This is a genomic window from Sphingorhabdus sp., from assembly GCF_029865925.1.
In the GTDB taxonomy this organism is placed as follows: Bacteria; Pseudomonadota; Alphaproteobacteria; order Sphingomonadales; family Sphingomonadaceae; genus Sphingorhabdus_B.
Map to the genome: position 1 here is coordinate 22,035 of NZ_JARXAI010000064.1, position 23,727 is coordinate 45,761.

21 protein-coding genes are annotated in these 23,727 nt (G+C 52.9%); 12 read left to right on the forward strand and 9 right to left on the reverse strand.

What is annotated here, in order from left to right; all coding sequences use genetic code 11:
- The first annotated feature begins 87 nt into the window (after nucleotides 1-87).
- Complete coding sequence (locus QE270_RS06445) at nucleotides 88-573, forward strand: Hsp20 family protein (RefSeq protein ID WP_300036895.1); 486 nt, start codon at nucleotides 88-90, stop codon at nucleotides 571-573.
- Nucleotides 574-656: 83 nt separating this feature from the next.
- On the opposite strand, the gene QE270_RS06450 is transcribed toward QE270_RS06445, so the two are convergent.
- The 3 genes from QE270_RS06450 to tpiA form a co-directional block, all read right to left on the reverse strand.
- Nucleotides 657-2,291, reverse strand: a complete 1,635-nt coding sequence (locus QE270_RS06450) for a CTP synthase (RefSeq protein WP_300036898.1) — start codon at nucleotides 2,289-2,291, stop codon at nucleotides 657-659.
- Nucleotides 2,292-2,388: 97 nt separating this feature from the next.
- A complete protein-coding gene (secG, locus tag QE270_RS06455; protein ID WP_300036901.1) occupies nucleotides 2,389-2,751 on the reverse strand; it encodes a preprotein translocase subunit SecG in 363 nt (120 codons plus the stop codon).
- A gap of 78 nt (nucleotides 2,752-2,829) precedes the next feature.
- The gene (tpiA, locus tag QE270_RS06460) at nucleotides 2,830-3,576 is read right to left on the reverse strand and encodes a triose-phosphate isomerase (protein WP_300036904.1); all 747 of its coding nucleotides are present in this window, start codon (nucleotides 3,574-3,576) and stop codon (nucleotides 2,830-2,832) included.
- A 166-nt stretch (nucleotides 3,577-3,742) separates the two neighbouring features.
- On the opposite strand from tpiA, the gene QE270_RS06465 reads away from it, so the two are divergent.
- The 10 genes from QE270_RS06465 (at nucleotide 3,743) to QE270_RS06510 (ending at nucleotide 14,864) form a co-directional block, all read left to right on the forward strand.
- Nucleotides 3,743-5,683 (forward strand): peptidyl-prolyl cis-trans isomerase, encoded by a 1,941-nt coding sequence (locus tag QE270_RS06465; protein WP_300036906.1) that lies wholly within the window; start codon nucleotides 3,743-3,745, stop codon nucleotides 5,681-5,683.
- Nucleotides 5,670-7,145 carry a chorismate-binding protein gene (locus tag QE270_RS06470; RefSeq protein WP_300036909.1) on the forward strand — a complete coding sequence of 492 codons (1,476 nt, stop codon included), beginning with the start codon at nucleotides 5,670-5,672 and terminating at the stop codon, nucleotides 7,143-7,145. The genes QE270_RS06465 and QE270_RS06470 overlap by 14 nt, the downstream gene beginning before the upstream one ends.
- Nucleotides 7,146-7,174: 29 nt before the next feature.
- Entirely contained in the window at nucleotides 7,175-8,245 is a 1,071-nt protein-coding gene (locus tag QE270_RS06475) for an alpha/beta fold hydrolase (RefSeq protein ID WP_300036912.1), read from the forward strand.
- Between the two features lie 41 nt (nucleotides 8,246-8,286).
- Complete coding sequence (locus tag QE270_RS06480) at nucleotides 8,287-8,886, forward strand: aminodeoxychorismate/anthranilate synthase component II (protein WP_300036916.1); 600 nt, start codon at nucleotides 8,287-8,289, stop codon at nucleotides 8,884-8,886.
- Nucleotides 8,883-9,878 carry an anthranilate phosphoribosyltransferase gene (trpD, locus tag QE270_RS06485; RefSeq protein WP_300036919.1) on the forward strand — a complete coding sequence of 332 codons (996 nt, stop codon included), beginning with the start codon at nucleotides 8,883-8,885 and terminating at the stop codon, nucleotides 9,876-9,878. The genes QE270_RS06480 and trpD overlap by 4 nt, the downstream gene beginning before the upstream one ends.
- The gene (gene trpC / locus QE270_RS06490) at nucleotides 9,878-10,660 is read left to right on the forward strand and encodes an indole-3-glycerol phosphate synthase TrpC (protein ID WP_300036922.1); all 783 of its coding nucleotides are present in this window, start codon (nucleotides 9,878-9,880) and stop codon (nucleotides 10,658-10,660) included. The genes trpD and trpC overlap by 1 nt, the downstream gene beginning before the upstream one ends.
- On the forward strand, nucleotides 10,653-11,120 hold the full coding sequence (moaC, locus tag QE270_RS06495; protein ID WP_300036927.1) for a cyclic pyranopterin monophosphate synthase MoaC: 468 nt from the start codon (nucleotides 10,653-10,655) through the stop codon (nucleotides 11,118-11,120). Before trpC ends, moaC begins: the two co-directional genes overlap by 8 nt.
- Nucleotides 11,117-12,298 (forward strand): gephyrin-like molybdotransferase Glp, encoded by a 1,182-nt coding sequence (gene glp, locus QE270_RS06500; protein WP_300036930.1) that lies wholly within the window; start codon nucleotides 11,117-11,119, stop codon nucleotides 12,296-12,298. Before moaC ends, glp begins: the two co-directional genes overlap by 4 nt.
- A gap of 91 nt (nucleotides 12,299-12,389) precedes the next feature.
- Nucleotides 12,390-13,073, forward strand: a complete 684-nt coding sequence (gene lexA / locus QE270_RS06505; RefSeq protein WP_300036932.1) for a transcriptional repressor LexA — start codon at nucleotides 12,390-12,392, stop codon at nucleotides 13,071-13,073.
- Between the two features lie 504 nt (nucleotides 13,074-13,577).
- Complete coding sequence (locus QE270_RS06510; protein ID WP_300036935.1) at nucleotides 13,578-14,864, forward strand: citrate synthase; 1,287 nt, start codon at nucleotides 13,578-13,580, stop codon at nucleotides 14,862-14,864.
- 176 nt (nucleotides 14,865-15,040) lie between these two features.
- Here QE270_RS06510 and QE270_RS06515 read toward each other — a convergent pair whose 3' ends face one another.
- Entirely contained in the window at nucleotides 15,041-16,270 is a 1,230-nt protein-coding gene (locus tag QE270_RS06515; protein ID WP_300036938.1) for a hypothetical protein, read from the reverse strand.
- A gap of 306 nt (nucleotides 16,271-16,576) precedes the next feature.
- On the opposite strand from QE270_RS06515, the gene QE270_RS06520 reads away from it, so the two are divergent.
- Nucleotides 16,577-18,859, forward strand: coding sequence for a hypothetical protein (locus tag QE270_RS06520; protein ID WP_300036940.1), 2,283 nt, complete (start codon nucleotides 16,577-16,579; stop codon nucleotides 18,857-18,859).
- Nucleotides 18,860-18,862: 3 nt separating this feature from the next.
- On the opposite strand, the gene QE270_RS06525 is transcribed toward QE270_RS06520, so the two are convergent.
- From QE270_RS06525 to nuoN, 5 genes are read right to left on the reverse strand one after another with little or no spacing between them, the layout of a single operon-like run.
- Entirely contained in the window at nucleotides 18,863-19,135 is a 273-nt protein-coding gene (locus QE270_RS06525) for a DUF1467 family protein (RefSeq protein ID WP_300036943.1), read from the reverse strand.
- A complete protein-coding gene (locus QE270_RS06530; RefSeq protein WP_300036946.1) occupies nucleotides 19,132-20,775 on the reverse strand; it encodes a ribonuclease J in 1,644 nt (547 codons plus the stop codon). Before QE270_RS06530 ends, QE270_RS06525 begins: the two co-directional genes overlap by 4 nt.
- Nucleotides 20,775-21,557 (reverse strand): type III pantothenate kinase, encoded by a 783-nt coding sequence (locus QE270_RS06535; protein ID WP_300036949.1) that lies wholly within the window; start codon nucleotides 21,555-21,557, stop codon nucleotides 20,775-20,777. Before QE270_RS06535 ends, QE270_RS06530 begins: the two co-directional genes overlap by 1 nt.
- Before the next feature lie 12 nt (nucleotides 21,558-21,569).
- Nucleotides 21,570-22,316, reverse strand: a complete 747-nt coding sequence (locus QE270_RS06540) for a biotin--[acetyl-CoA-carboxylase] ligase (protein ID WP_300036952.1) — start codon at nucleotides 22,314-22,316, stop codon at nucleotides 21,570-21,572.
- Nucleotides 22,283-23,725 carry an NADH-quinone oxidoreductase subunit NuoN gene (gene nuoN, locus QE270_RS06545; protein WP_300036955.1) on the reverse strand — a complete coding sequence of 481 codons (1,443 nt, stop codon included), beginning with the start codon at nucleotides 23,723-23,725 and terminating at the stop codon, nucleotides 22,283-22,285. Before nuoN ends, QE270_RS06540 begins: the two co-directional genes overlap by 34 nt.
- Nucleotides 23,726-23,727: the final 2 nt, after the last annotated feature.

Here is a 23,727-nt window from a genome sequence, read left to right on the forward strand (position 1 = left end):
CGGAGGCCGAAAGGCTCCAAAACGAACATGTTGGCCGCTGCATTTGTGGGGCTGGCAACGAACCAAATTGCTTGAAGGAGAATTTGCATGAACCGTTTTGATTTTACCCCATATCGCCGGAACACCGTCGGCTTTGACCGTCTTTTTGAGCTGCTTGAAACCACAGGCCGTTCTGCACAGAATGAAAATTATCCTCCGTTTAACATCGAACGGACCGGCGAAAATGATTATCAGATCACCGTCGCCGTCGCCGGTTTCAAAACCGAAGAGATAGACATTGTCGCCCAGCAGAACCTGCTTATAGTCACCGGCAGCAAGCAGTCCGAAAGTAATGACAATCGGGACTTTTTGCATATGGGTATTGCAACCCGAAATTTCGAACGGCGGTTCCAGCTTGCCGACCACATCCATATCACGAATGCGCATATGGCTGACGGGCTTCTCATTATTACCTTGGTGCGTGAAGTGCCTGAAGCTTTAAAGCCGCGGAAGATCGCGATTGGTGCGAAAGCTGCACCAACAGTCATTGATCATGAAGACGCGCCCAAGAAAAAAGGAGCGCCTGCTGCTTAAGTCTTGAACATCGGGGCGGCCGGCAAAAATCGACCGCCCCGACATGATTTTTACTTAAGTCCAATTGTCCGAAAATGGGCCAATTATACAAGGCGGCTTTGATTTAATGCGGCTTTTATGAAGCTCGCGAATAACGGATGCGGCGCGAATGGTCGTGATTTTAATTCTGGATGAAACTGCACACCAATAAACCATGGATGGTCAGGCCGCTCAACGATTTCCGGCAATTCACCATCGGGGGACATCCCGCTAAAAACCAGTCCACCTTGTTCAAGTGCGTCCTTGTAATGGACGTTTACTTCATATCGATGGCGATGGCGCTCAGAGATTTCCTGACTGCCGTAAATCGTTGCCACATGGCTGTTGCCATCAAGCACTGCATCATAAGCGCCAAGCCGCATTGTGCCGCCCATGTCGCCACCTGTTTCACGCTTCTGTATACCCTCTTGGCTCATCCATTCGGTGATGATGCCGACTACCGGTTCAGTCGTTGGTCCAAATTCCGTGCTTGAGGCGCCAACGACACCCGCAGTATTCCGCGCACCTTCAATACAGGCCATTTGCATACCAAGGCAGATGCCAAAGAATGGAACGTGACGTTCCCGCGCAAATTTTACCGCGGCAATTTTGCCCTCGGATCCACGCTCTCCAAATCCGCCGGGGACCAAAATCGCATTCATGGGTTCAAGCGCCGTAGCAATTTCGTCTTCGGATTGTTCAAACAGCTCGGCATCAATCCATTTGATATTGACCTTTACCCGGTTGGCTAATCCACCATGCGTCAATGCCTCGTTAAGCGACTTATACGCGTCTGCAAGGCCGACATATTTCCCAACCACGCCAATAGTCACTTCGCCTTCAGGGTTGGATTGACGATCAATGATGTCGTCCCATCGGCTAAGATCGGGCTCGCCATCGGATTCAAGGCCGAACGCCCGGAGCACTTCATTATCAAGCCCTTCGGCATGATATTGCAGCGGCACGGCGTATATGCTTTTCGCATCCAACGCCGGAATAACCGCCTCTTTACGGACATTACAGAATGCGGCGATCTTAGCGCGCTCTGTCTCCGGCAATGGATGTTCGCAGCGGCACAGCAAAAGATCGGGCTGAATACCCAAGGATGTCAGCTCGCGCACACTGTGCTGTGTTGGCTTGGTCTTCAGTTCACCCGCTGCGGCTATGTAAGGAACTAAGGTGACGTGCACAGACAAGGTCCGTTCACGACCAAGCTCGTTGCGCAACTGACGAATGGCCTCAATGAACGGCAGGGATTCAATATCACCAACCGTGCCGCCAATTTCGCACAAGACAAAATCGAGATCTTGCGTCTCCGCCTTGGCGAATTCCATGATCGCATCGGTGACGTGCGGAATGACCTGAACGGTCGCGCCGAGATAATCTCCGCGACGTTCTTTCTGAATAATAGTCTGATAAATGCGTCCAGACGTAACATTGTCGGACTGCCGCGCCGAAACGCCGGTAAAGCGTTCATAATGCCCAAGGTCTAGGTCGGTTTCCGCCCCATCGTCTGTGACATATACCTCGCCATGCTGGTAAGGCGACATCGTGCCTGGATCAACATTGAGATAGGGATCAAACTTGCGGATACGAACGCGGTACCCACGCGCTTGCAAAAGGGCAGCAAGCGATGCTGCCATAAGACCTTTGCCAAGCGAGGAGACCACGCCGCCGGTGATAAAAATAAACCGTGTCATGGGAGAAAAGGCTTAAGCTACCTTTTCATAAAAACACAAGCGAACGAATCCGTCAGATGGAAAATAAACTGTGTAAAACAGTTTTCGCCAATAGCGCTTATTTGTCGAGGGGAACTTCGGTTGCAGGTGCAGCGGCTGGCGCGGCGTTCGCTGGCGCCGTTGTTACGGGCGCTGCTGGTGCCGATGGAACCTCAGTGCGCTGCAAGCTGCTATCAATTTCGCCAGTACCGCCTTTTTTCGCGGCTACAAAAGCAAGCGAAATGGACAACAAGATGAACAAGGTTGCCAATATTGCCGTTGTGCGCGTCAAAAAGTCCGTGGCGCCGCGTGCGGACATCAGACCCGATGGGCTGCCTCCCATTCCCAAGCCACCGCCTTCGGAACGCTGCATCAAAACCACGCCCACAAGCGAGGCCGCGATGATTGCCTGAACGACGATAAGAAAATGAAACAGACCCATGAGAGAATTCCGAATATAAATGGCAGCATAGTACCGGTTGTGCCGCCCACATAGCGAGCGCACGGCAAATCTTCAATGCTATTTGCTCAAAGCTGCTGCTGCAGATAATATTGGCCCAAATTTCGCAGCCGTGAGGCTGGCTCCTCCAATTAAACCTCCGTCAACATTGGGAACCGCCAAAAGCTGAGCTGCGTTATCGCCATTCATCGACCCGCCATATAAAATCCGGATTTTGCGGCCGTCCTCACCGAAGCGCTCCACGAGCGCAGCGCGAATAGCTCCATGCATTTCTGCAACATCGTTTGCGTCTGCGACGCGGCCGGTTCCGATAGCCCATACCGGTTCATATGCAACGCTCAGCCATTCACTTGCAGCCGTTTCGGGTAAAGACTGATGCAGCTGGCCGAGCACTACATTTAAGGCTTTCTTACTCTCGCGTTCGTCAAGAGTTTCACCGACACATACAATAATCTTTAAACCAGCTACCTGCGCGGCTTCGGCCTTTGCGCGAATATCTGAATCTTGCTCATGTTGTGCGGCGCGGCGTTCGCTGTGACCAATGATGGCGAGCACTGCTCCGGCATCTAATAACATTTCCGCCGAAAGGCACCCGGTATGCGCGCCAGCCTCCATCATGTGGCAGTCTTGGCCACCTATGGCGAAACCACCCGCTGCTTGGCGTGCTCTGTCAATGAGTGTTGCGGGTAAGCATAACGCCGCGTCCACAGCACCGTGCATGCCCGATAACTCTGCGATGGCGCTGATCTCGGACACATCCCGCGATGTGCCGTTCATTTTCCAATTTCCGACGATAAGCTTACGCATCTGATTCCTCATTGAATTTTTTCGCGATTCTTTTTCGCGATTCTTTGTATCGCTAAACCATGCTTTCCTAACATAGGGCAAGTCTATCCCTTGATTGCCAACGCCTTGCCGCCTAAAGCGGCTCCCTAAGCCCACCTTGTGCCGTATATTCAGGAAATCGCCGTTCATGATTAGCTCTATTCGTTCGCTCATTAACTCGAAATTCGGCGCCGTTTTTGCGCTTTTGTTCGTCGGGGCAATTGCCATTGCGTTTGCGCTCGGTGATGTGAGTAATTCAGGCAGCTTTGGGGGCCTGAGCGGCGGCAATGTGGCGCGCGTCGGCGACCGCGATATTACCTTGGGCGAACTTAATGATGCCTTAGATAATCGCCTTAAATCAGAGCGCCAGAACAACCCTACCCTGAATATGGCGAGCTTTGTTGACGGTGGCGGTCTGGACTCAACGTTAGAACAATTGATCAATCGCTATGCGCTGACTGTATTTGGGCAAGAATATGGCGTTGCAGTGAGCAAACGCCTGATTGATTCCGAAATACGCAAAATTCCGGGTGCCATGGGGCTGGATGGCAAGTTCAGTGCTGAGGCATTCGGCAGATTTGCCCAGCAGATAGGCGTCAGCGAGAAAGCCATTCGCGACGACATCGCCCAGAATTTGTTTGCGCAGCAGATATTACCGGCGTCGGCTAGCGGACCATCTGCACCCGACGGGTTTGTTCTGCCTTATGCGTCCCTGTTGCTCGAGCAGCGTTCAGGTCAGATTGCGGCTGTGCCAGCGTCAGCCTTTCTTCCGCAAAAGCCTCCAAGCGAAACCATCCTTGCTAAGTTTTACAGCGATAATTCTGTGAAGTTCACTATTCCCGAGAAACGATCGATTAGTTACGTCATCTTCGGCAAGGATATCATTGCGCAGCGCGCAAAACCGACTGAGGCCGATATCGCGGTGTATTATAAAGCAAACGCTGCGAAATTTGCTGCCACGCAAGCGCGAAATATAAGCCAAGTGATCGTTCCCACCGAAGCGGCGGCCAAGTCTGTCGTCGCACAGGTTGCAGCGGGTAAATCCATAGCGGCGGTAGCCAATGAACTTGGGCTGGCGGTCACTACAGCAATTAATGTCAGCAAAAGTACCCTTACAAGCACCACATCGCAAGCAGTTGCAGATGCCGCATTTGCCGCGGCACAGGGCACAGTGGCAAAGCCTGCTCGCAGTAATTTAGGTTGGGCGGTTGTTCGCGTCGATAGCATCAATAATGTCGCAGCCAAGTCGCTAGCAGCAGCGCGCGCCGAAATTGCAGACGAGTTGCTGAAAACGCGCAGTGAAGAAATGCTAACCGAAATGACCGGCGAGATTGAAGACGCGTTTGCGAACGGCGCTACAATCTCAGATGTCGCAAAGCAGAATAGTCTGGCAGTCAGTACATCGCCAAAACTGCTGGCCACTGGGCAAGATATCAGCAACCCCGCGTACAAACCAATTCCCGAAATGCAGGCCATTTTGCCAGCAGCCTTCCAAATGGAAACAAATGGCGAGGCGCAGCTTATTGAACTGGTACCTGGTGAAAAATTTGCCATGGTTGCTGTGGCGGATTTTGACGAGGCTGCCCCGCCTGCCCTAAACCAAGTGCGTTCGATTGTGTTGCAACAATGGGCACAGTCGGAAGGCGCAAAGGGCGCGCGTAAAGCGGCGGATGCATTGCGTAAAGCTGTTGATGCTGGACAACCTCTTGAAGCGGCGTTGGCTGCAGCAAAAATCAATGGGGCTCAGGTAGAACGACTGAGCGGGACGCGCGCCGACATATCGCGTGAAGGCCAACAAGTGCCCCCACCCTTGTCGCTGATGTTTGCGATGAAAAAGGGCACTGCAAAAACCATTCAAGCGGGCGATAACCGGGGTTGGTTTGTTGTGTATTTGACCGATATTGTAAAAGGCGATGCAAGCGGCCAGAGCGACATGCTTAAAGCGCGTAAGCAGGAACTGTCCGGCATTCTGCAACAGGAATATGTCGCGCAAATGGTCCTTTCCGCTGCCAAAGATGTGGGCGTTGAAAAGAATGAAGACGGTATCGCCGAAGTGCGCACGCGCCTGACAAACCGTGACGGAAACTAAGCCGCAACTCATTTGGCGTAAACGTATTGCAGACACCGAAACGCCGGTGTCTGCCGGACTGAAGCTTTTTGTTGCCGAGCGCGGTGATTTCATTCTTGAATCCGTGGAGGGCGGCGAAACGCGAGGACGTCACAGTCTCATTGGAATCGCACCCGATCTCGTTTTTCGCGCAGCAGGCAATACTGCTGAAATCAACAATCAGTGGATGTCCGACAGGGAAGCTTTTGTCCCCTCGCCTTTGCCGTCCTTAGACGCGCTGCGCGCTCTGGCTGCAGAGTGCCGAATGGATGTTCCCGAAGAACTGCCGCCTGCCCTCGCCTGTCTTGTCGGGTATTTCGGTTATGAAACCATTGGCTTAGTAGAGAAGCTTCCACGGGCACCACAGTCTGCACTCGCGTTGCCGGACATGCTGTTTGTTCGGCCAACCGTCATTCTGTTGTTTGATCGTTTGAAAGATGAGATGTTCCTCGTGTCGCCAGTCTGGACAGGAGGCAACGATGAGCAGGCCGTTGCCCTGGCAAACGAACGTTTGGATGAAACCGAACGATTGTTGGATGCTGGACACCCAGCGGCGACACAAAGAGATGTCGGTGTTCACGAAAGCAATTTGAACTTAGAACCTGTTTTGCCTGCTGGTCGCTATGCGGAGATGGTGGCTTCGGCCAAAAACTACATTGAGGCTGGTGACATATTCCAGGTCGTTCTGGCGCAGCGTTTTACCGCCCCCTTTGACCTACCGCCGTTTCACCTCTACCGCGCGTTGCGGCGGATAAACCCTTCGCCGTTCCTCTATTTTATCGACTTGCCCGGCTTCGCCCTCATCGGGTCAAGTCCCGAAATATTGGTCCGTGCCCGTGGGGGTGAGGTCACTATTCGTCCGATCGCGGGAACACGACCTCGCGGAATCAGCAGCATCGAAGACGCAGAAAACAAGGCGTCATTGCTCGCCGACCCAAAAGAGCGTGCGGAGCACCTCATGCTGCTCGATTTAGGTCGCAACGATGTGGGCCGCGTAACCAAAGGCGGGACTGTTACCGTCACTGACAGCTATATGGTCGAGTTTTATAGCCATGTGATGCACATCGTATCAAACGTGGTGGGCGAACTTGCGGATGACAAGGACGCGATTGATGCCTTATTCGCCGGCTTTCCCGCAGGCACCGTATCGGGCGCCCCCAAAGTGCGTGCGTGCGAAATTATTGCGGAGCTGGAGCCAGAAACCCGCGGCGCATATGCCGGCGGCGTCGGATATTTCTCGCCCAATGGCGATATGGATAGCTGCATTGTCCTGCGCACAGCGGTGGTGAAGGATGGCATCATGCACGTGCAGGCCGGTGCAGGCATAGTTGCCGACAGCAATCCAGAATATGAACAGCGCGAATGTGAAGCAAAGGCAGGCGCGCTTATCGCAGCAGCCCGTGAAGCGATCCGTGTTGCGGGTGAAGCTAAGTTTGGTCAGTAGCTTGACGGTGGCGTAAAGGCCGCTAGCACATGGCTATGCGTAAACTCATCCTAGCTTCACTGGCCCTTTTTTCGGCCGTCCATGTTCCCGCTTTTGCCGAGACTACGGCCCCCACTGAGGCGGACGCCGTTTTTAAGGACTATGTATTTTCTACAGGCGAGCGACTGCCTGAGCTAAAAATTCATTATACAACCTTAGGTGCGCCAAAACGCGACGCCAGCGGCAACATCTCAAACGCCATAATCATCTTGCACGGTACAGGCGGAACAGGCCACCAGTTCTTCCAGCCCCAATTTGCGGGAGAATTGTTCGGCCCGGGCCAAGTGCTGGATACGTCGAAATATTTCATCATCCTGCCCGACAATGTTGGCCACGGAAAGTCGTCAAAGCCAAGCGACGGTCTGCGCATGACGTTTCCAAAATATGATTATAGCGACATGATCGCTTCGCAGCATCAATTGGTAACTAAGACCCTTGGTATCAAAAAGCTAAAGCTCATCCTCGGTACATCCATGGGCTGCATGCATGCCTTCATGTGGGGTTCGCGTTATCCCGATGCTGTTGAAAATTTGGCGCCCTTTGCTTGCCTGCCCGTTGAAATTGCTGGGCAAAACCGCATGTGGCGCAAGCTTTCTATGGATGCAATCAAGGCCGACCCAAATTGGAACGACGGTAACTACACCGCACCGCCAATGTCAGGCTTGCGCACCGCAGCAACATTGAGCCTTATCGCCGGCGCCAATCCGCTCGCCCTGCAGGCGCAATATCCCACCCGCGCAGCCGCCGAAGCCTATACCAACGAAGCCTTTGACCGGGTGGTGACGCGCAATGATGCGAACGACATCATCTACCAATTGGATTCGTCTCGAACCTACAATCCATGGCCAACGCTTGAGGCGATTAAAGCCCCCACATTGTGGATCAATTCGGCCGATGATTTCATCAATCCGGCGAGTTACGGCATCACTGAACGTGCCATAAAGCGGATGCCCAATGCCAAGTTCATCCTTATCCCGGCGTCCGCAGACACCAAGGGGCATGGCACGCATACATGGGCCAAATTCTGGAAGGATGATCTAGCAGCCTTGCTTGCGCAATAGTGCCTCTTCCACCCGCACGTCAAAGCCGCTAGGGACGCCGCATGATCCTAGTCATAGACAATTACGACAGCTTTACTTGGAACCTTGTCCATTATCTGATGGAACTGGGGGCGCAGGTTGAAGTTGTGCGCAATGACGATATTTCCGCTGCTCAGGCCATTGCGTCTGGCGCGCAAGCGTTCCTTATTTCGCCCGGACCGAAGACCCCCAACGAAGCTGGCGTTAGCCTTGACCTTGTCGCGGCCTGTGCCGAAGCAGGCAAGCCACTTCTTGGCGTATGCCTTGGCCATCAGACCATAGGGCAGCATTTCGGTGGCAATGTGGCCCGTGGCGGCTTGATGCATGGCAAAACATCGCCTGTCAGCCATGACGGGAGCGGGTTGTTTGCAGGACTGCCCTCCCCTTTTCAGGCCACGCGGTACCATTCCTTGATTGTAGAAAATGTTCCTTCCACTTTGGTCGTCAACGCGACCAGCGATGACGACTACGTCATGGGTTTCCGCCACGCTACGCTGCCGATCCACAGCGTTCAATTTCACCCCGAAAGCATCGCGACGGAACATGGCCATGCGATGCTGGCGAATTTCATGCGTATCGCCGGGATGACCGTTGTGAGCGGAGCCGAAGGGAATATGCGTTGACCCCATTCGGCAAGCTTCCCGACCCGCAGCATCTGTTTGACCATGACGAGGCTGCACAGGCCTTTTCCGACATTCTTGATGCGCGCGCATCAGAAGACGAAATTGAGGCCTTCCTTGTTGCGCTGTCTGCCCGCGGTGAAACAATGGTGGAAATCGCCGCGGCTGCGCAAGCCATGCGCGACCGATTGATACCGATCGAAGCCCCAGAGAACGCGATCGATGTCTGCGGCACAGGCGGCGACGGGCATCATACGCTTAACGTTTCAACCGCTGTGTCTATCGTGGTCGCCGCCTGCGAAGTTCCCGTTGCCAAGCATGGTAACCGCGCAGCATCATCCAAGGCAGGCGCAGCGGATACTTTGGAGGCGCTTGGCCTCGATATGGAACGCGCGGGGCGCATGGCGCAGGAAACTCTTAAAGACCTTGGTATCTGCTTTCTGTTCGCTGCCAACCACCATCCTGCGATGAAGCGCATCCAGCCAATCCGCCAACGCATTGGCCAGCGGACGATATTCAACCTTATGGGCCCCCTCGCAAACCCTGCGCGGGTCAAACGTCAACTGATCGGCATTGCGCGCCCTGCTTATGTCCCTGTGTACGCAGAAGCACTGCAGTATCTGGGCACGGAACATGCGCGCGTCATTTCAGGCGACGAAGGGCTAGACGAATTGAGCCTTGCTGGCGGTAATGAAGTTGCAGTCGTCACTCCGGACGGCATCCGTTTTCAACGCGTCAGCGCTGCGGATGCTGGTTTGCCCGTGTATCCTGTCGAAGCCATCCGTGGCAGCGACGCGCAACATAATGCGTTGGAGCTGCGCAAGCTGCTTCAGGGTGAACATGGCGCCTATCGCGATGCTGTCTTATTCAATGCAGCAGAGGCTTTGTTGGTGGCGGGTGTCGTGCAAACAATGCCCGAAGGCGTGGAAGAAGCAGCAGAAGCAATCGACAAGGGTCTTGCCAATGCCCTGCTAAACTGTTGGGTGGCATATTGATGGCGGACAAGCTTGCAGAGATATGCGCGACCAAGCGGCTTGAAGTTGCAGAACGCAAACTTCACGGCTTGCCACATTGGCCAACGCCATCTGCGCCTCGTGGGTTTGAGGCAGCATTGCGAAGCAAGAGCCAGTCAGGCATCGCGTTGATCGCGGAGATCAAGAAGGCTAGCCCATCCAAGGGGCTTATTCGCACAGATTTTAATCCTGCCGCCCATGCAATAGCCTATCAGGCTGGAGGCGCAGCTTGCCTTTCCGTCCTCACCGACGCGCCTTATTTTCAAGGACATGAGGATTATCTGATTGCGGCGCGCGCAGCATGCGACCTGCCCGTCGTCCGCAAGGATTTCATGGTCGACCCTTGGCAATGCGCCGAAGCGCGGCAAATGGGCGGCGATGCTATCTTGATCATTGTCGCCGCGCTTGATGACGTCGTTATGGCCGAAATTGAGGATGCTGCGCGGCAGGAGAATCTTGATGTCCTTGTCGAGGTTCATGATGAAAATGAACTCGAACGCGCCTTTAAGCATCTCAATTCCAAGCTGGTGGGCGTGAACAATCGCAATTTAAAAACCTTTGAGGTTGATCTGGCCAACACGGAACGCTTGGCGAAACTAGTACCAGATGACATTTTGCTTGTCTGCGAAAGCGGTATTTCTACTCACGCCGATTGTCTGCGCATGGCTGATGCAGGCATTAAAACGTTTTTGGTGGGCGAAAGCCTGATGCGGCAGGATGATATTCGGGCGACTACACAAAGGCTTTTGACTGGCAATGGCTGATCTTACGCATCTCAACGCCGATGGCGGCGCGCATATGGTCGATGTTTCGGCGAAGGCAGATACCGCGCGTGAGGCTGTCGCCGAAGGCCGGATCAAACTGTCCGCCGAAGCGCTTCAGGCCGTGCGCGCAGGCAATATGAAAAAGGGCGATGTCTTTGGTACCGCACGTATCGCAGGCATCATGGCCGCAAAAAAGACAAGCGACCTTATTCCCTTATGTCATCCGCTGATGCTGTCCAAGATTAGCGTCGAATTCGAATATGAAGCGACCGCTATTCGTGTCGAGGCACGGGTGCGGCTTAACGGGCCAACCGGAGTGGAGATGGAGGCGTTGACCGCTGTGACCGTCACCTTGCTGACATTGTACGACATGGCAAAGGCGCTCGACAAATCGATGGTCATTTCGGATGTGCGCTTATTGTCGAAGACCGGCGGCAAGTCAGGTGACTGGTTCGCATGATTTCGGTGGATGAGGCACAGGCCAGATTGCTGGCGCTCGCGTCGCCATTGCCCCCGTTCGAAGTCGAACTAACGCGCGCCGTGCGCCATTATATGCATGGACCGCTGATGGCGATGCGCACGCAGCCTGCCGCAGATTTATCGGCGATGGATGGCTATGCTGTGATAAGCTCGGACTTTCCCGGGCCATGGCGTGTGATCGGTGAGAGCGCAGCGGGGCGTCCATTTTCGGGCGCAGTTCATACAGGCGAAGCTGTCCGCATTTTTACAGGGGCGCATGTTCCCAAAAATGCAGACCGCATTTTGATTCAAGAAAATGCCACGCGAGAGGGGGACATCGTGCACCCCACGCAACATGAAAGCCCCGCAGATAAGCCCCATATCCAACTTGCTGGAAGCGATTTTCTGGCGGGCGCCGAAATTCTAACGCAGGGCGCGCTGATTAGTGCTGGGCAAATCGCTCTAGCCGCAATGGCAGGTTATGGAACGTTGTGCGTTGGTGGCCGGCCACGTGTTGCGGTTGTTGCCACTGGCGATGAATTGGTGGCTGCCGGTACGCAGTGCACCGCGGCACAGATACCATCATCAAACAGCCCCATGCTGCGTGCCATGCTTTCAAATATGCCTTGCGACGTAATTGACGGTGGCATTTTGCTGGATGATCTGGCGGCACTTGAGGCCAGCTTGGCGCGCTTGGCCACACAAGCGGATGTCATCGTCACCACAGGCGGCGCGTCCGTTGGCGACCATGATTTGGTCCAGCCTGCATTGCTGAATATAGGCGCAAAGATGGACTTTTGGAAAGTAGCCATGCGTCCTGGAAAGCCTTTAATGGCGGGAAAAATAGGCGATACAATCATGCTTGGCCTTCCGGGTAATCCGTCATCGGCCTTTGTCACCGCAACCTTATTCGTGCTTCCACTTCTGCGCTATATGGCTGGTTGCCACACGCCGTTTCCAGATTTGCAGGAAGCCATCATAACCCGCGATCTGCCCGCTGGCGGCATGAGAGCAGAATATCTACGCGCCAGATTTGGCGAAGGCCGCATTACCCCGCTGAACACCCAAGACAGCGGACTTACCCATAGCCTATCGCACGCCAACGCGCTTCTTCTTCAACCCGTCAATGGGCCTAGTCGAGCCGCAGGCACTCTTGTCCAATATATACGCCTGTCGTAAAATCTGGACACAATATGTGCGATTGTTCTTGACTTAACCGCTTTTGTTCTCTAATCGTTCCAGTCATGTTCAACAGGATGGAACTCTGAATATGCTCACGGCAAAACAGCACGAACTGCTAATATTCATTAATCAGCGACTTGATCAAAGTGGCATCTCTCCGTCATTTGAAGAAATGAAGGAAGCGCTCGATTTGAAAAGCAAATCCGGGGTGCACCGTTTAATCGGCGCTTTGGAAGAGCGCGGCTTTATTCGTCGCCTGGCCAACCGAGCCCGTGCGCTTGAAGTTATGAAAATGCCTGAGAGCGCGAATGCGCGAGGGGACAATGTGACACGTCTGGCACCTTTCAAAGAAGCCAAACCACAAATTCAAATTCCTGTTGCTGCGAATGACGTGCTTGAAATTCCGTTTCATGGCAAGATTGCTGCCGGCATTCCGATTGAGGCACTTGAAGGGCAGAACTCGTTATCGGTGCCAATGGCATTGCTGGGCGCGGGTGAACATTATGCGCTTGAGGTGTCCGGCGATTCCATGATGGAAGCTGGTATATTGGATGGCGATTACGCCTTGATCCGTAAGGCAGACACAGCGCGTGATGGCGAGATTGTGGTAGCCTTGATTAGAGGCGAAGAAGCAACGTTGAAATATCTCCGTCGCGAAGGGCAACAGATCCGCCTTGATCCGGCCAATGGCAGCTATCAACCGCAATATTATGCACCGCATGAAGTTCAAGTCCAAGGTAAGCTTGCAGGCCTATTACGCAGATATCATTGATTATTATTGGACCGCGGATGTGCTCACGCGTGCTTTTACCCATGGCATGTGGTGGGTGCCGTTATTGGCGCCAATGTGATGTGCCCCTAAATTGCCAAATGGCGATACCGAATTCGATGCCTACCGGCAGCCAGAGTGGCAATTTGTCGCGTTCGCGGTCAAGCCAGTTCTCGACGGCTTGAAATAGCGTCAAATTCTCATTTGTTCCTACAGCTGTAAGTGTATGCAATTTGAGAACTTTCGTTTCTACAGCATATACTTAGGATCCAATAAACAAACCGCAAATCCCTATGTTCTCGGATGCTATTGTTTGCCTTGACGCCCGCAAAAATTGCTACCATTGGGCTAAACAGTATCAAAGCCCGTTTATCTCCCAGAAAAATTGGCATTTGCAGGGCCTTATCAGTCCGTATCGGTTGTTTTCTTGCTTCCAGTGGCGCACGAGAAAATATGCCGATGCATGCGCGGCTCATTTATTATGTTAGCAAGATATGGAGTTTGAAAATGGCCGATAACAACGCAACGCTCATCGTTGGCGAAACTAGCTATGACTTGCCCATCATGAAGGGCTCCGAAGGTCCTGACGTTATTGATATACGCAAGCTGTATGCGGCGTCTGACCATTTCACTTTCGACCCTGGCTTTACGTCGACAGCAAGTTGTGAGTCTGCACTGACATTCATTGACGGTGACCAGGGTATTTTGCTGCACCGCGGATATTCGATTGAAGAGCTCTCGGAACAATCAAGCTTCATGGAAGTGTCTTACCTGTTGTTAAATGGTGAGCTTCCATCCAAGGCCGAGCTAGAACATTTTAGCTATACTATATCGCGCCACACCATGCTGCATGAACAGCTTGCGACCTTTTACAGTGGCTTTCGACGCGATGCCCACCCAATGGCGATCATGTGCGGTGTAGTTGGTGCGCTTTCAGCATTTTACCATGATTCGACTGACATTAGCGATCCAACACACCGGATGGTTTCCAGCCATCGCTTGATCGCCAAAATGCCGACAATTGCGGCAATGGCTTATAAATACTCGGCCGGCCAACCCTTTGTCTATCCTGACAATCGTCTATCCTACACAGGCAACTTCCTGCGTATGACCTTTGGTGTCCCTGCTGAGGAATATGTTGTAAATCCAGTCATTGAACGCGCCTTAGACCGGATTTTTATTCTTCATGCAGACCATGAACAAAACGCATCTACATCGACCGTGCGGCTTGCCGGATCGTCGGGTGCGAACCCATTTGCGTGTATCGCGGCGGGTATCGCATGTCTTTGGGGGCCTGCACATGGCGGCGCCAACGAAGCTGCATTAAACATGCTGCGTGAAATCGGCACGCCAGACCGCATTCCGCATTACATTGAACGGGCAAAGGACAAGAATGATCCGTTCCGCCTAATGGGCTTTGGTCACCGTGTTTACAAAAACTACGACCCGCGCGCTTCGGTCATGCAAAAAACGGTCCGCGAGGTACTAAGCGAACTCAACATCAGCGACCCGATTTTTGACGTTGCAATGCAACTTGAAGAAATGGCTCTGAATGACCCATATTTCATTGAGAAAAAGCTGTTCCCGAATGTCGATTTCTATTCGGGCATAATTTTGTCAGCCATCGGCTTCCCCACCGAAATGTTCACTGTCTTGTTCGCCCTTTCGCGGACGGTTGGTTGGGTCGCCCAATGGAATGAAATGATTTCCGATCCAGCCCAGAAAATAGGTCGTCCGCGCCAGCTGTACACCGGACCAAATCACAGGGCCTATCCCGGCCTAAACGCCCACTAATAGCTCGCTGAAGGTGGAGTGTGTTTATAGTACTCCACCTTTTCCCCTCTCTAAAGTCAATTTCTGTCGCTCTACGTCAACGCGCTTTGGCTTGCCAACAAAGACTTGGCTTTTTGGCACACAGAGGTCCGATAGCGGTCGAACCAAAGCTAGAGCAGTTTTAGGTGCAGCCGGCCTTAAGTTTGTTCAGCCTTTTTGCCGATGATGTCATTGCGGAGGCTGACGAAGATGAGCGCACTAAGTTGCATTACCATAATCCACTCCAAAGCCTGAATGAGTCCAAGTAGAGCAGACCCGATTGCTGCAAAGATAGTTAGTGCCGCAGGCGAATGTAGTAATTGCTTCGCCCAAGTTGGTAACGCCATTTTCTGCGTAAGATATGCAAGAGACGAAACTGCAAAAGCGACAAATAGGTCATCATCGCGGTATGAGGATTGCATATAGACCGCGCTAAACATGGCCAAAATGGTCAGCGCCCATGTTATTACGGATACGCTTTGGATGTGACTATGGTCATCAACGTCATCTGTAACCGCGAGGCGAAGGGAATTGGCTGCGATAGCGACAAATGCCGCAATGCAAGCCGCAGTCGCAAAATTGCCAAAGCCCAACGCCAACGCAACTAGTGCAAGAATTGGGCTTGCGAACTTTGTAATAGTGACGGCAGCAGGATTTTGCCAAATCACTGGGACTATGCGCGCCAGCACGGGACCGAATAACTGAGATTCCACAAAGCCGGATCGGCCTGCCACACGCCGCCGCAATATTTGGCGGTTAAGCTCGGAAAAATCTTGCGGCCCCGTCAGAACGGTCAGTGTCCCATTAGTGATGTGCTGCTGGGACACAGGACGCATCGGAATTTGCGCCAATACCGACTGACGCAGTAATGAGGAGATGATGCTCCAATCATCAGGCAGATCTCTTAGCATCGCGATGGTATCTTGTCCGACCACAGAAATACCCGCCCACCGCGTGTTCAAGTCAATCCGTTCAAAAGCATTATTCTCATCACGACTATCAACCGTAGCGACAAAATTCTCAGGGGCTTTCGTGAGCGTTTCAATCAGCCCGAATTGAACATATAATTGCGATGATTGGACCCAAATGCGGTCGCTAGCTTCGACAAAGCTTTGAATATCTGCGCCAGTTCGAACAAAAACGACCACCAAACCTTTCACACGACAACGGTCCGCTAGTGCAGTAAGAGAATGGCCGTAATTCTCCACCTCGATAAGGAACTTCGAAATTCCGGCTCGCGCCAGGGTGGTTATCTGATGCTCTATTAGCGATCCGCCAGCAAGATCCTGACGCGCTGTACCCGGCAACAACTCATTCCCACCATTACCTTCGCCCGCGACAGACAACAAAGCGATCGTAGGAATATTTTGAGAACGAGCTGACGCCATCGCCCAGATATGAATATTGTTACGATTTTGCCAATAGAAATCTGCCGCCGTGATGCCCTCAATTAAGCATTAAAGCACTCAACATATTGAATGTTATCGAAAATTAGCCTTGAAAGCAATTTTATCTGGCGATTTGCGCTAGCCACAGAGGAAACGCACAGTTGTCCCGTGAGCGTTATATGGATGCCCATCACTGCCGTTAATGCTGCTTCAAATCCGCCAAGATCTAGGAAACGTTTGATTAAGCTAATCCAAAACCGTTAAGTTTGCGTTTCTCTACAGAAATAATGTGCTAGATAACCTACCATGACTATGCGCTCAAAAATTGTCGGCCTAAGCCGCGACATCACTGAAACCGAACAAAATGCCTCAGCGCCCGCGGCAGGTGAAGATGAGGTAACTTCTGATGACGGTTATGATGCGGACCTCGAAGAGTACGCGGAAGAAAGGACATATCAGTCTGGCATCTTGGGCTATCTTGCTCCTGTTTTGTTGCTCGTTGCCTTTTCGACGTGGACGGCATTTTTTGCGCTGACATATTGGCCTGAAATAAAGATAGGATTGGCCAACGAACGGATAATCGCATTGGTCACAACTTGGTCCGTGCCGACCCTGCTAATTACAGTCCTATGGCTCTTGGCGATGCGGAACAGTAGCCGCGAAGCTACCCGCTTTGGTAAGGTCGCAAGCCGATTGCGGATGGAGAGCGTCGCGCTTGCTACGCGAATGCGCACAGTGAATGGAGAAATCTCACTTGCCCGCGAATTTTTGTCGCAAAACGCACGGGAACTGGAAACCGTTGGGCGGCAATCTTCGCAAAAGCTCATAGAATCGGCTCAAATGCTCTCTGCTGCTCTTGCTGATAGCGATGAAAAGGCCAAAAAACTTGAAGCCGTTAGTCAGGCGGCTAACACGAACTTGGAGCATCTTCGCAAACATTTACCCGTGGTGACGAGCGCCGCCAAAGACGTCACAAACCAAATTGGAAGCGCAGGCAATAATGCGCAAGTCCAAATCAAATCCCTAATTGCTTCCCTTGAGCGGGTGAGTGATGCTGGCAAATCCGTCAACGCGTATATCAACAATGTAGAAACGCGCGCAGATGATCTGTCGGTTAGGCTAGAGCAATCATTAAGCGGCAGCGCCAAACTTCTTGATGATAAGAGCGCCGAAGCGCTTGATAGAAGTGCGGAAATGGCGACGCTCATGGACAGCGCAGCGCAAGCCATCTCAAGCGGCATAGCTCAAGCCTCTGGCGACATCGACACGGTGTTTGCGGGTAGCCAAGCGCAAATCCAATCCAGTCTTTCGGATCTTCGCAGCGCGCTTAGCGAAATAGAGGCTCAATCTCAGCAAGAAGACGCGCGTGTCCGCGATATAATTACGGCTATAACTGCGCACATCCAAACGAGCGCTGCGCACATCGCCGAAGTAGACAAAGCTGCCACTCAGCAAACCTCAAAACTGGCTTTCGTTGTGACAGCGCTCGGGGAAAGCACGCGCTCGGTCGGCTCGGCTTTGTCGGGCAATCAGGTAATTGCGGCGGATCTCATTACCCAGTCGGATAGATTGAACACATTGCTTGGCGCCGCAAATGATGAGATTGGCCAGAACATTCCTGCGGCCATGGACAATCTCAACGTCCGCATGACCGAGAGTATATCGCAAGTCCAATCTGCACTATCGAACGCGGAAACGTTAGATAGTTTAAGCGATGGGGTGCTGGAGAAGCTTGCAAAGATTGAGCAATCAATTGCTGCGCAACACGACGCAGTTGGCGCTTTGACCGCAGAAAGCGATGTCCATTTCGCGGCCCGTCATGAACAGGTTGATGCACTTGGCGCTGCGTTAAAGCAGACACATGCATTGTTGGAAGAAATGTCGGGAGAGGCAAATGACCGGTTGGTGTCTTCGCTCTTACGTGTGCGTGAAACAACCCGTGCCGCCGCCGAAAGCAGCCGCAAAATCCTCGACGAAGAACTAGCACATATTGCCGACCAGTTGACCGAGCAAAATCGTGCGGCGCTTGCAAATGCGTTGGACGCGCAGGTGGCGTCTATGAATGAGGCCGTGCAAGAGGCCATTGCGCGTAACATCGAATTGTCGGAAGTCGCTTCATCATTAGCGGCAAGGCAGCTTGGCGAACTTGAGGAAATGACGATAAGCCTTGAGGGCCGGATAGCCGATACCAAAAACAATTTTGAATCTGTTCAAGCAGATAGCTTTGCGCGTCGCATGGTGGTGTTGACGGAATCATTGAATTCCACCGCAATCGACGTGACAAAGATATTGTCTAACGAAGTCACGGACACCGCTTGGAACGCCTATCTGAAGGGTGACCGAGGTGTATTTGCGCGCCGCGCTGTTCGCTTGCTCGATTCTAGCGAAGCCAAAATTATTGTAAGACATTATGGCGAAGACAGCGACTTCCGTGAACACGTCAACCGCTATGTCCACGATTTCGAAGCAATCATGCGACTGTTGCTGAGCACGCGCGACGGCAATGCCATCGGTGTTACGCTTCTATCGTCAGACATCGGCAAGCTATATGTTGCGCTTGCTCAAGCCATTGAGCGCCTTCGCAGATAAGCCCTATTTTGGCCTGTTAAACAATGCGTCAAAGCTATGGCGGTCAATCCAGCCATAAATGTAATTCAGATAGTATAGCCCGAATAACCCCGCCGACAGTAATGTGGTGCGCAGCAGTACAACGCGTGGCCGAAAATTGCCCGGCGCGCCGTCTTCCTGCCCCGGGGTTTTTGGCAATCCTAACTCTTCGTGCGTGCGCACGCCGATGGGAAGGATCACAAAAGCAGTCATGACCCAAAACAAAGCGTATATTGCTACAATCGAACTCCAGTTCATGCTGTCTCCACTATCAGAACGTCAACAATAGGCTTTTTGCCTGTCCAGCTTACCGCAACGCGGCGCACGGCCAAGCGAACTGTTTCGCGTAACTTATCATAATCACCGCGATGATCTTTGATGGCCTTTGCCGCAGCCGTGCTGGATTCTTCCAGAAAATCCTCAAGATCCTCTTCAATCGGCACGCCATGCAAACGGATCTGGGGGCTACCCAGCAATCTGTCCTTAGCATCCAACGCAAAGGCCACTGAAATCAGCCCATACCATGACAGGCGGCGGCGTTCGTTCAATGTTACGCCATCTGCGGCAATGATGGTGTCTCCATCCAGTATCAGGCGCCCCGTGCGTTCCTTGCCGATAATTTTGGGTTCGCCAGGCGCCAAACGTACCACGTCGCCATTTGACTGAACCACTGTTTTAGGAACACCATGGGCACGCGCAAACCGTGCCTGTTCCGCCATGTGCCGACGCTCCCCGTGGACAGGGACAAGAATTTCAGGCCGGATCCAATCATACAGCGCAGCCAACTCTGGCTGCCCTGGATGTCCAGACACGTGCACATGCGCCTGCTTTTCCGTGACGGTCAGAATGTTGCGCTCAGCCAGCTTGTTCATGATGACGCCAATGGCAATTTCGTTGCCCGGTATCTGTTTCGATGAGAATATCACCGTGTCGCCTGCTTCCAGCTTTACGGGGTGATTACCCTCAGCAATACGCGCCAACGCCGCGCGTGCTTCGCCCTGCCCGCCCGTTGCCACTACAATAACGTCGCGACGTGGAAGGCTATCGACGCTCTCCATGCCAATGGTCTTGGGCATATCCTTCAAATAGCCATTGGCCTGCGCGGCCTCAATAATCCGATGAAGCGAACGGCCTGCAAAACATAATGTGCGGCCGCTTTCACGTGCCACTTCGCCTAAAGTCTGTAACCGCGCTGCGTTGGAGGCAAATGTGGTGACGACCACCCTGCCCTTTGCGGCCTTAACAGACTTTAGCAGGTCATCCTTGACACTGCCTTCGCTGCCACTGGTTTCCAGGTTGAAGACGTTGGTAGAATCGCAAACCATAGCCAGCACTTTGCCATCGCCGATCGTGGTGAGCGCCTGTTGCGTCGATGGTGTGCCCAATACGGGCCGTGGGTCCAATTTCCAGTCGCCTGTATGGAATATTTTTCCATAAGGCGTTGTGATCAAGCAGGCGCTCATTTCAAGGATCGAGTGCGCCAAAGTAACAAACTTAAAATCAAATGGGCCCAAGGAGAACGCGCCCTCCATAGGGATCACGTTCAATTCCACTATATCGGCAATGCCTTCTTCTTCCAGCTTGCCGCGAATAAGCGTTGCCGTGAATGGTGTCGCGTAAAGCGGTACACCAAGGTCGGCGGCAAAATATGCCACTGCGCCGATATGGTCTTCATGACCATGGGTCAGCACGATACCGAGCAAGTCTTTTTTACGCTTCTCGATGAATTCGAGATCGGGCAAAACAAGGTCAACACCCGGATATTCCGAGTTCGCGAATGTCAGGCCAAGATCAACCATTACCCACTTGCCTTCGCATCCATACAAATTGACGTTCATGCCAATTTCATTGGATCCACCAAGGGCAAGGAAAAGAAGTTCATTTTTTGGGGTCGTCATTAGGTAAGTTCTCTATTCCTGTACAAAAGCGCCAGCCCCCGCAGCGTTAAATCCGGCTCTACCCGGTCAAATAAATGGCCATGCTGCTGAAACAATATAGCCAAACCGCCAGTCGCAATGACCGACACCGGTTCGCCGATTTCAGCTTTCATCCGTGCGATCATCCCCTCGATCATCGCCACATAGCCCCAATAGATGCCAATCTGCATTTGTCCAACAGTCGTTGTGCCAATTACGCTTTCATTTGGTGGCGGTTCAATTGCAATTCGCGGCAACATGGCGGCCGCAGCGTATAGGGCATCAAGGGACAAGTTCACACCGGGCGCAATGCTGCCGCCGCGATAGGACCCATCTGGACCGATATAATCAAAGGTGGTGGCCGTGCCAAAACTGATAACAATCTTGTGACCTTCTGTTAACGACTGCGCGGCGATTGCGTTAACGGCGCGGTCAGCGCCAACCGAATGGGGTTCTGCTACCCGCAATTGAATACCCCAGCCAACGGCCCCGCGTCCCGCCACCAATGCCTCACAGCCAAAATAGCGCGTCGCCAGTAACTGCAAATTGTGCAGCGCACGCGGCACTACGGTCGCAATGATAACCGCATCAATATCCGTACGGCGATATCCTGCCATCTGGATAAGCTGATCCAGCCAGACGGCATATTCGTCAGCTGTACGCCTAGCATCGGTCGCTATACGCCACCGCTGCAATATTTTGCCTGTATCGTCGACCAATGCAAATTTGGCATTGGTGTTACCCGTGTCAATCGCGAGCAGCATAGCCCACTCCTGTTAGATTAGAAAAACATCGGCCGCGTGAATGGCACGAATTGCGCCATCCGCCAAGCGAAGCTGCAATGCGCCATCTTCATTCAGTCCTGCATAAAGGCCGTCCAAATGCTCTCCATCGGGCAGCTTTGCGGACAAAGCAGTGCCGCGCGGATGTGCACGCGCCTCCCAATGCCGCACAATTACTTCGACCCCTGACTGACGCCAGATAGCGAGATAGCGCGCAAAGACCTCTGCAACGATCTCCACTGCCGTTTGCGCATCGGGTGGCGTTGCACCAAGGGTTAGTAGGTCCGTTACCTTGCGTTCAAGATTTTGCGGATGCCAAACTAAGTTAAGACCGATACCAACGACAACAGCGTCAGACGCACGCTCTAACAAAACGCCGCATAATTTTGCGCCATCCAGCGTCAAAATGTCATTTGGCCACTTAACGCAAATAGGCACTTGCGGCGCCATCTGCCGCACGGCATCAAACACAGCAACAGCCGTCACAAAGGCAAGGCTAGCCGGCGATGGGTCGGTATCGCGCAACCGCACAATAGTGCTCGCAAACAGGTTGCCGCTTGAGCTTTCCCAAATGCGCCCGAGCCGCCCGCGTCCGCCATCTTGTGCATCGGCACGCAACCACAATCCCTCAGATGCGCCCTGGACCGCCCGCGCCAAAAGGTCTGCGTTCGTTGATCCTGTCAGCGTGACTTCTTCAAATATCGACGTCAGAAGAGCGCTCTTGCGGCATAGGCCGTCCACACACCAAGCGCCGGTATTGCAAAATAGCCAAGCGGCGAGTTCGCGGCAGCCAACAGCCCGCCAGTCCAGACGAGAACCTTGTCATCGCTTTGCGCAATCACGTCGGCGGCATCATCGAAATACATGACCTTGACGACTTTCAGATAATAGAAAGCTCCAATCGCCGAAGCGGCAATGCCGATGACGGCCAATGGCAAAAGACCCGCGGCAACAGCAGCGTTGAACACAACCAGCTTGCCCCAAAAGCCGAACAGTGGCGGAATACCGGCCAAGCTGAACATGAAAATTGCAAAAGCGGCCGCCAGCGCTGGACGCGTCTTGGATAGCCCTGAAATGTCGGCGAATTCTTCACGATAGCCGCCATCCTTGTCCTTCAACTGCATCAGGCAGACAAAACTGCCTAAGGTCATCGCAACATAAATTGTCAGATAAACCAGCATCGCGGCAATGCCCTGCTCTGTCCCCGTGGCAAGACCAATCAGAATAAATCCGACATTGTTGATTGAGCTATAGGCCATAAGGCGCTTCAGATTCTGCTGACCAATTGCGCCGACTGCGCCGATGATAATTGACATTAAAGCGACGGCAATGATGATCTGTTGCCACACGAAAATCTGCGAGCCAAATGCCTCAAGCACGATGCGGATGGTCAACGCAATTGCCGCAACCTTTGGCGCGCTGGCAAAGAATGCGGTCACGGGCGTTGGCGCGCCTTCATACACGTCAGGTGTCCACATGTGGAACGGCGCAGCGCTAATCTTAAACGCTAAACCGGACAGAATGAATACGATGCCGAATATCAAGCCAAGGCCAACTTCGCCGTTCATAGCCGAACCGATGGCAGCAAAACTTGTCGATCCGGCAAAGCCATAGACCAAGGATGCACCATAAAGCAGCATCCCACTAGCCAAAGCACCAAGGACGAAATATTTAAGACCAGCCTCAGCCGAACGCCCATCGGAACGCGCAAAGCTTGCCAAAACATAAGCAGACAGGCTTTGCAGTTCGAGTCCGATGTACAGTGAAATCAGGTCTGTTGCGGAAACCATGACCCCCATGCCTATACAGGAGAGCAGGATAAGCACGGGATATTCAGCCCGCATGGCACCCGTTTTTTCAAGGAAACGCGGGGCAATGATCAGAGAAATCGCTGCCGCTATATATACGAGAATTTTGGCAAAGTTGCCGAAGGCGTCATTAACAAGAAGGCCATCAAAGGCCAAAACATCCGTTCCCTTTGCCATAAAAGCAAATACGAAAGCCGCCGCAGCAACAAGCGCTCCGACCGACAAAATGCTGATCAGGCGCCCCGCCTGTTCCCGCCATGCGGCAAGCAACAACAGCGCAAGCGCCGAGAAACTCAGTACAATCTCTGGACGGACTAATGAGAGAGAAGCGTTTAGTTCCATTA

Coding starts and splice junctions, on each gene's coding strand:
- QE270_RS06445 (WP_300036895.1), top strand. CDS start 88: ATGAACCGTTTTGATTTTACCCCATATCGCCGGAACACCGTCGGCTTT.
- QE270_RS06450 (WP_300036898.1), bottom strand. CDS start 2,291: ATGACACGGTTTATTTTTATCACCGGCGGCGTGGTCTCCTCGCTTGGC.
- secG (WP_300036901.1), bottom strand. CDS start 2,751: ATGGGTCTGTTTCATTTTCTTATCGTCGTTCAGGCAATCATCGCGGCC.
- tpiA (WP_300036904.1), bottom strand. CDS start 3,576: ATGCGTAAGCTTATCGTCGGAAATTGGAAAATGAACGGCACATCGCGG.
- QE270_RS06465 (WP_300036906.1), top strand. CDS start 3,743: ATGATTAGCTCTATTCGTTCGCTCATTAACTCGAAATTCGGCGCCGTT.
- QE270_RS06475 (WP_300036912.1), top strand. CDS start 7,175: ATGGCTATGCGTAAACTCATCCTAGCTTCACTGGCCCTTTTTTCGGCC.
- QE270_RS06480 (WP_300036916.1), top strand. CDS start 8,287: ATGATCCTAGTCATAGACAATTACGACAGCTTTACTTGGAACCTTGTC.
- trpC (WP_300036922.1), top strand. CDS start 9,878: ATGGCGGACAAGCTTGCAGAGATATGCGCGACCAAGCGGCTTGAAGTT.
- moaC (WP_300036927.1), top strand. CDS start 10,653: ATGGCTGATCTTACGCATCTCAACGCCGATGGCGGCGCGCATATGGTC.
- glp (WP_300036930.1), top strand. CDS start 11,117: ATGATTTCGGTGGATGAGGCACAGGCCAGATTGCTGGCGCTCGCGTCG.
- lexA (WP_300036932.1), top strand. CDS start 12,390: ATGCTCACGGCAAAACAGCACGAACTGCTAATATTCATTAATCAGCGA.
- QE270_RS06510 (WP_300036935.1), top strand. CDS start 13,578: ATGGCCGATAACAACGCAACGCTCATCGTTGGCGAAACTAGCTATGAC.
- QE270_RS06515 (WP_300036938.1), bottom strand. CDS start 16,270: ATGGCGTCAGCTCGTTCTCAAAATATTCCTACGATCGCTTTGTTGTCT.
- QE270_RS06520 (WP_300036940.1), top strand. CDS start 16,577: ATGACTATGCGCTCAAAAATTGTCGGCCTAAGCCGCGACATCACTGAA.
- QE270_RS06525 (WP_300036943.1), bottom strand. CDS start 19,135: ATGAACTGGAGTTCGATTGTAGCAATATACGCTTTGTTTTGGGTCATG.
- QE270_RS06530 (WP_300036946.1), bottom strand. CDS start 20,775: ATGACGACCCCAAAAAATGAACTTCTTTTCCTTGCCCTTGGTGGATCC.
- QE270_RS06535 (WP_300036949.1), bottom strand. CDS start 21,557: ATGCTGCTCGCGATTGACACGGGTAACACCAATGCCAAATTTGCATTG.
- nuoN (WP_300036955.1), bottom strand. CDS start 23,725: ATGGAACTAAACGCTTCTCTCTCATTAGTCCGTCCAGAGATTGTACTG.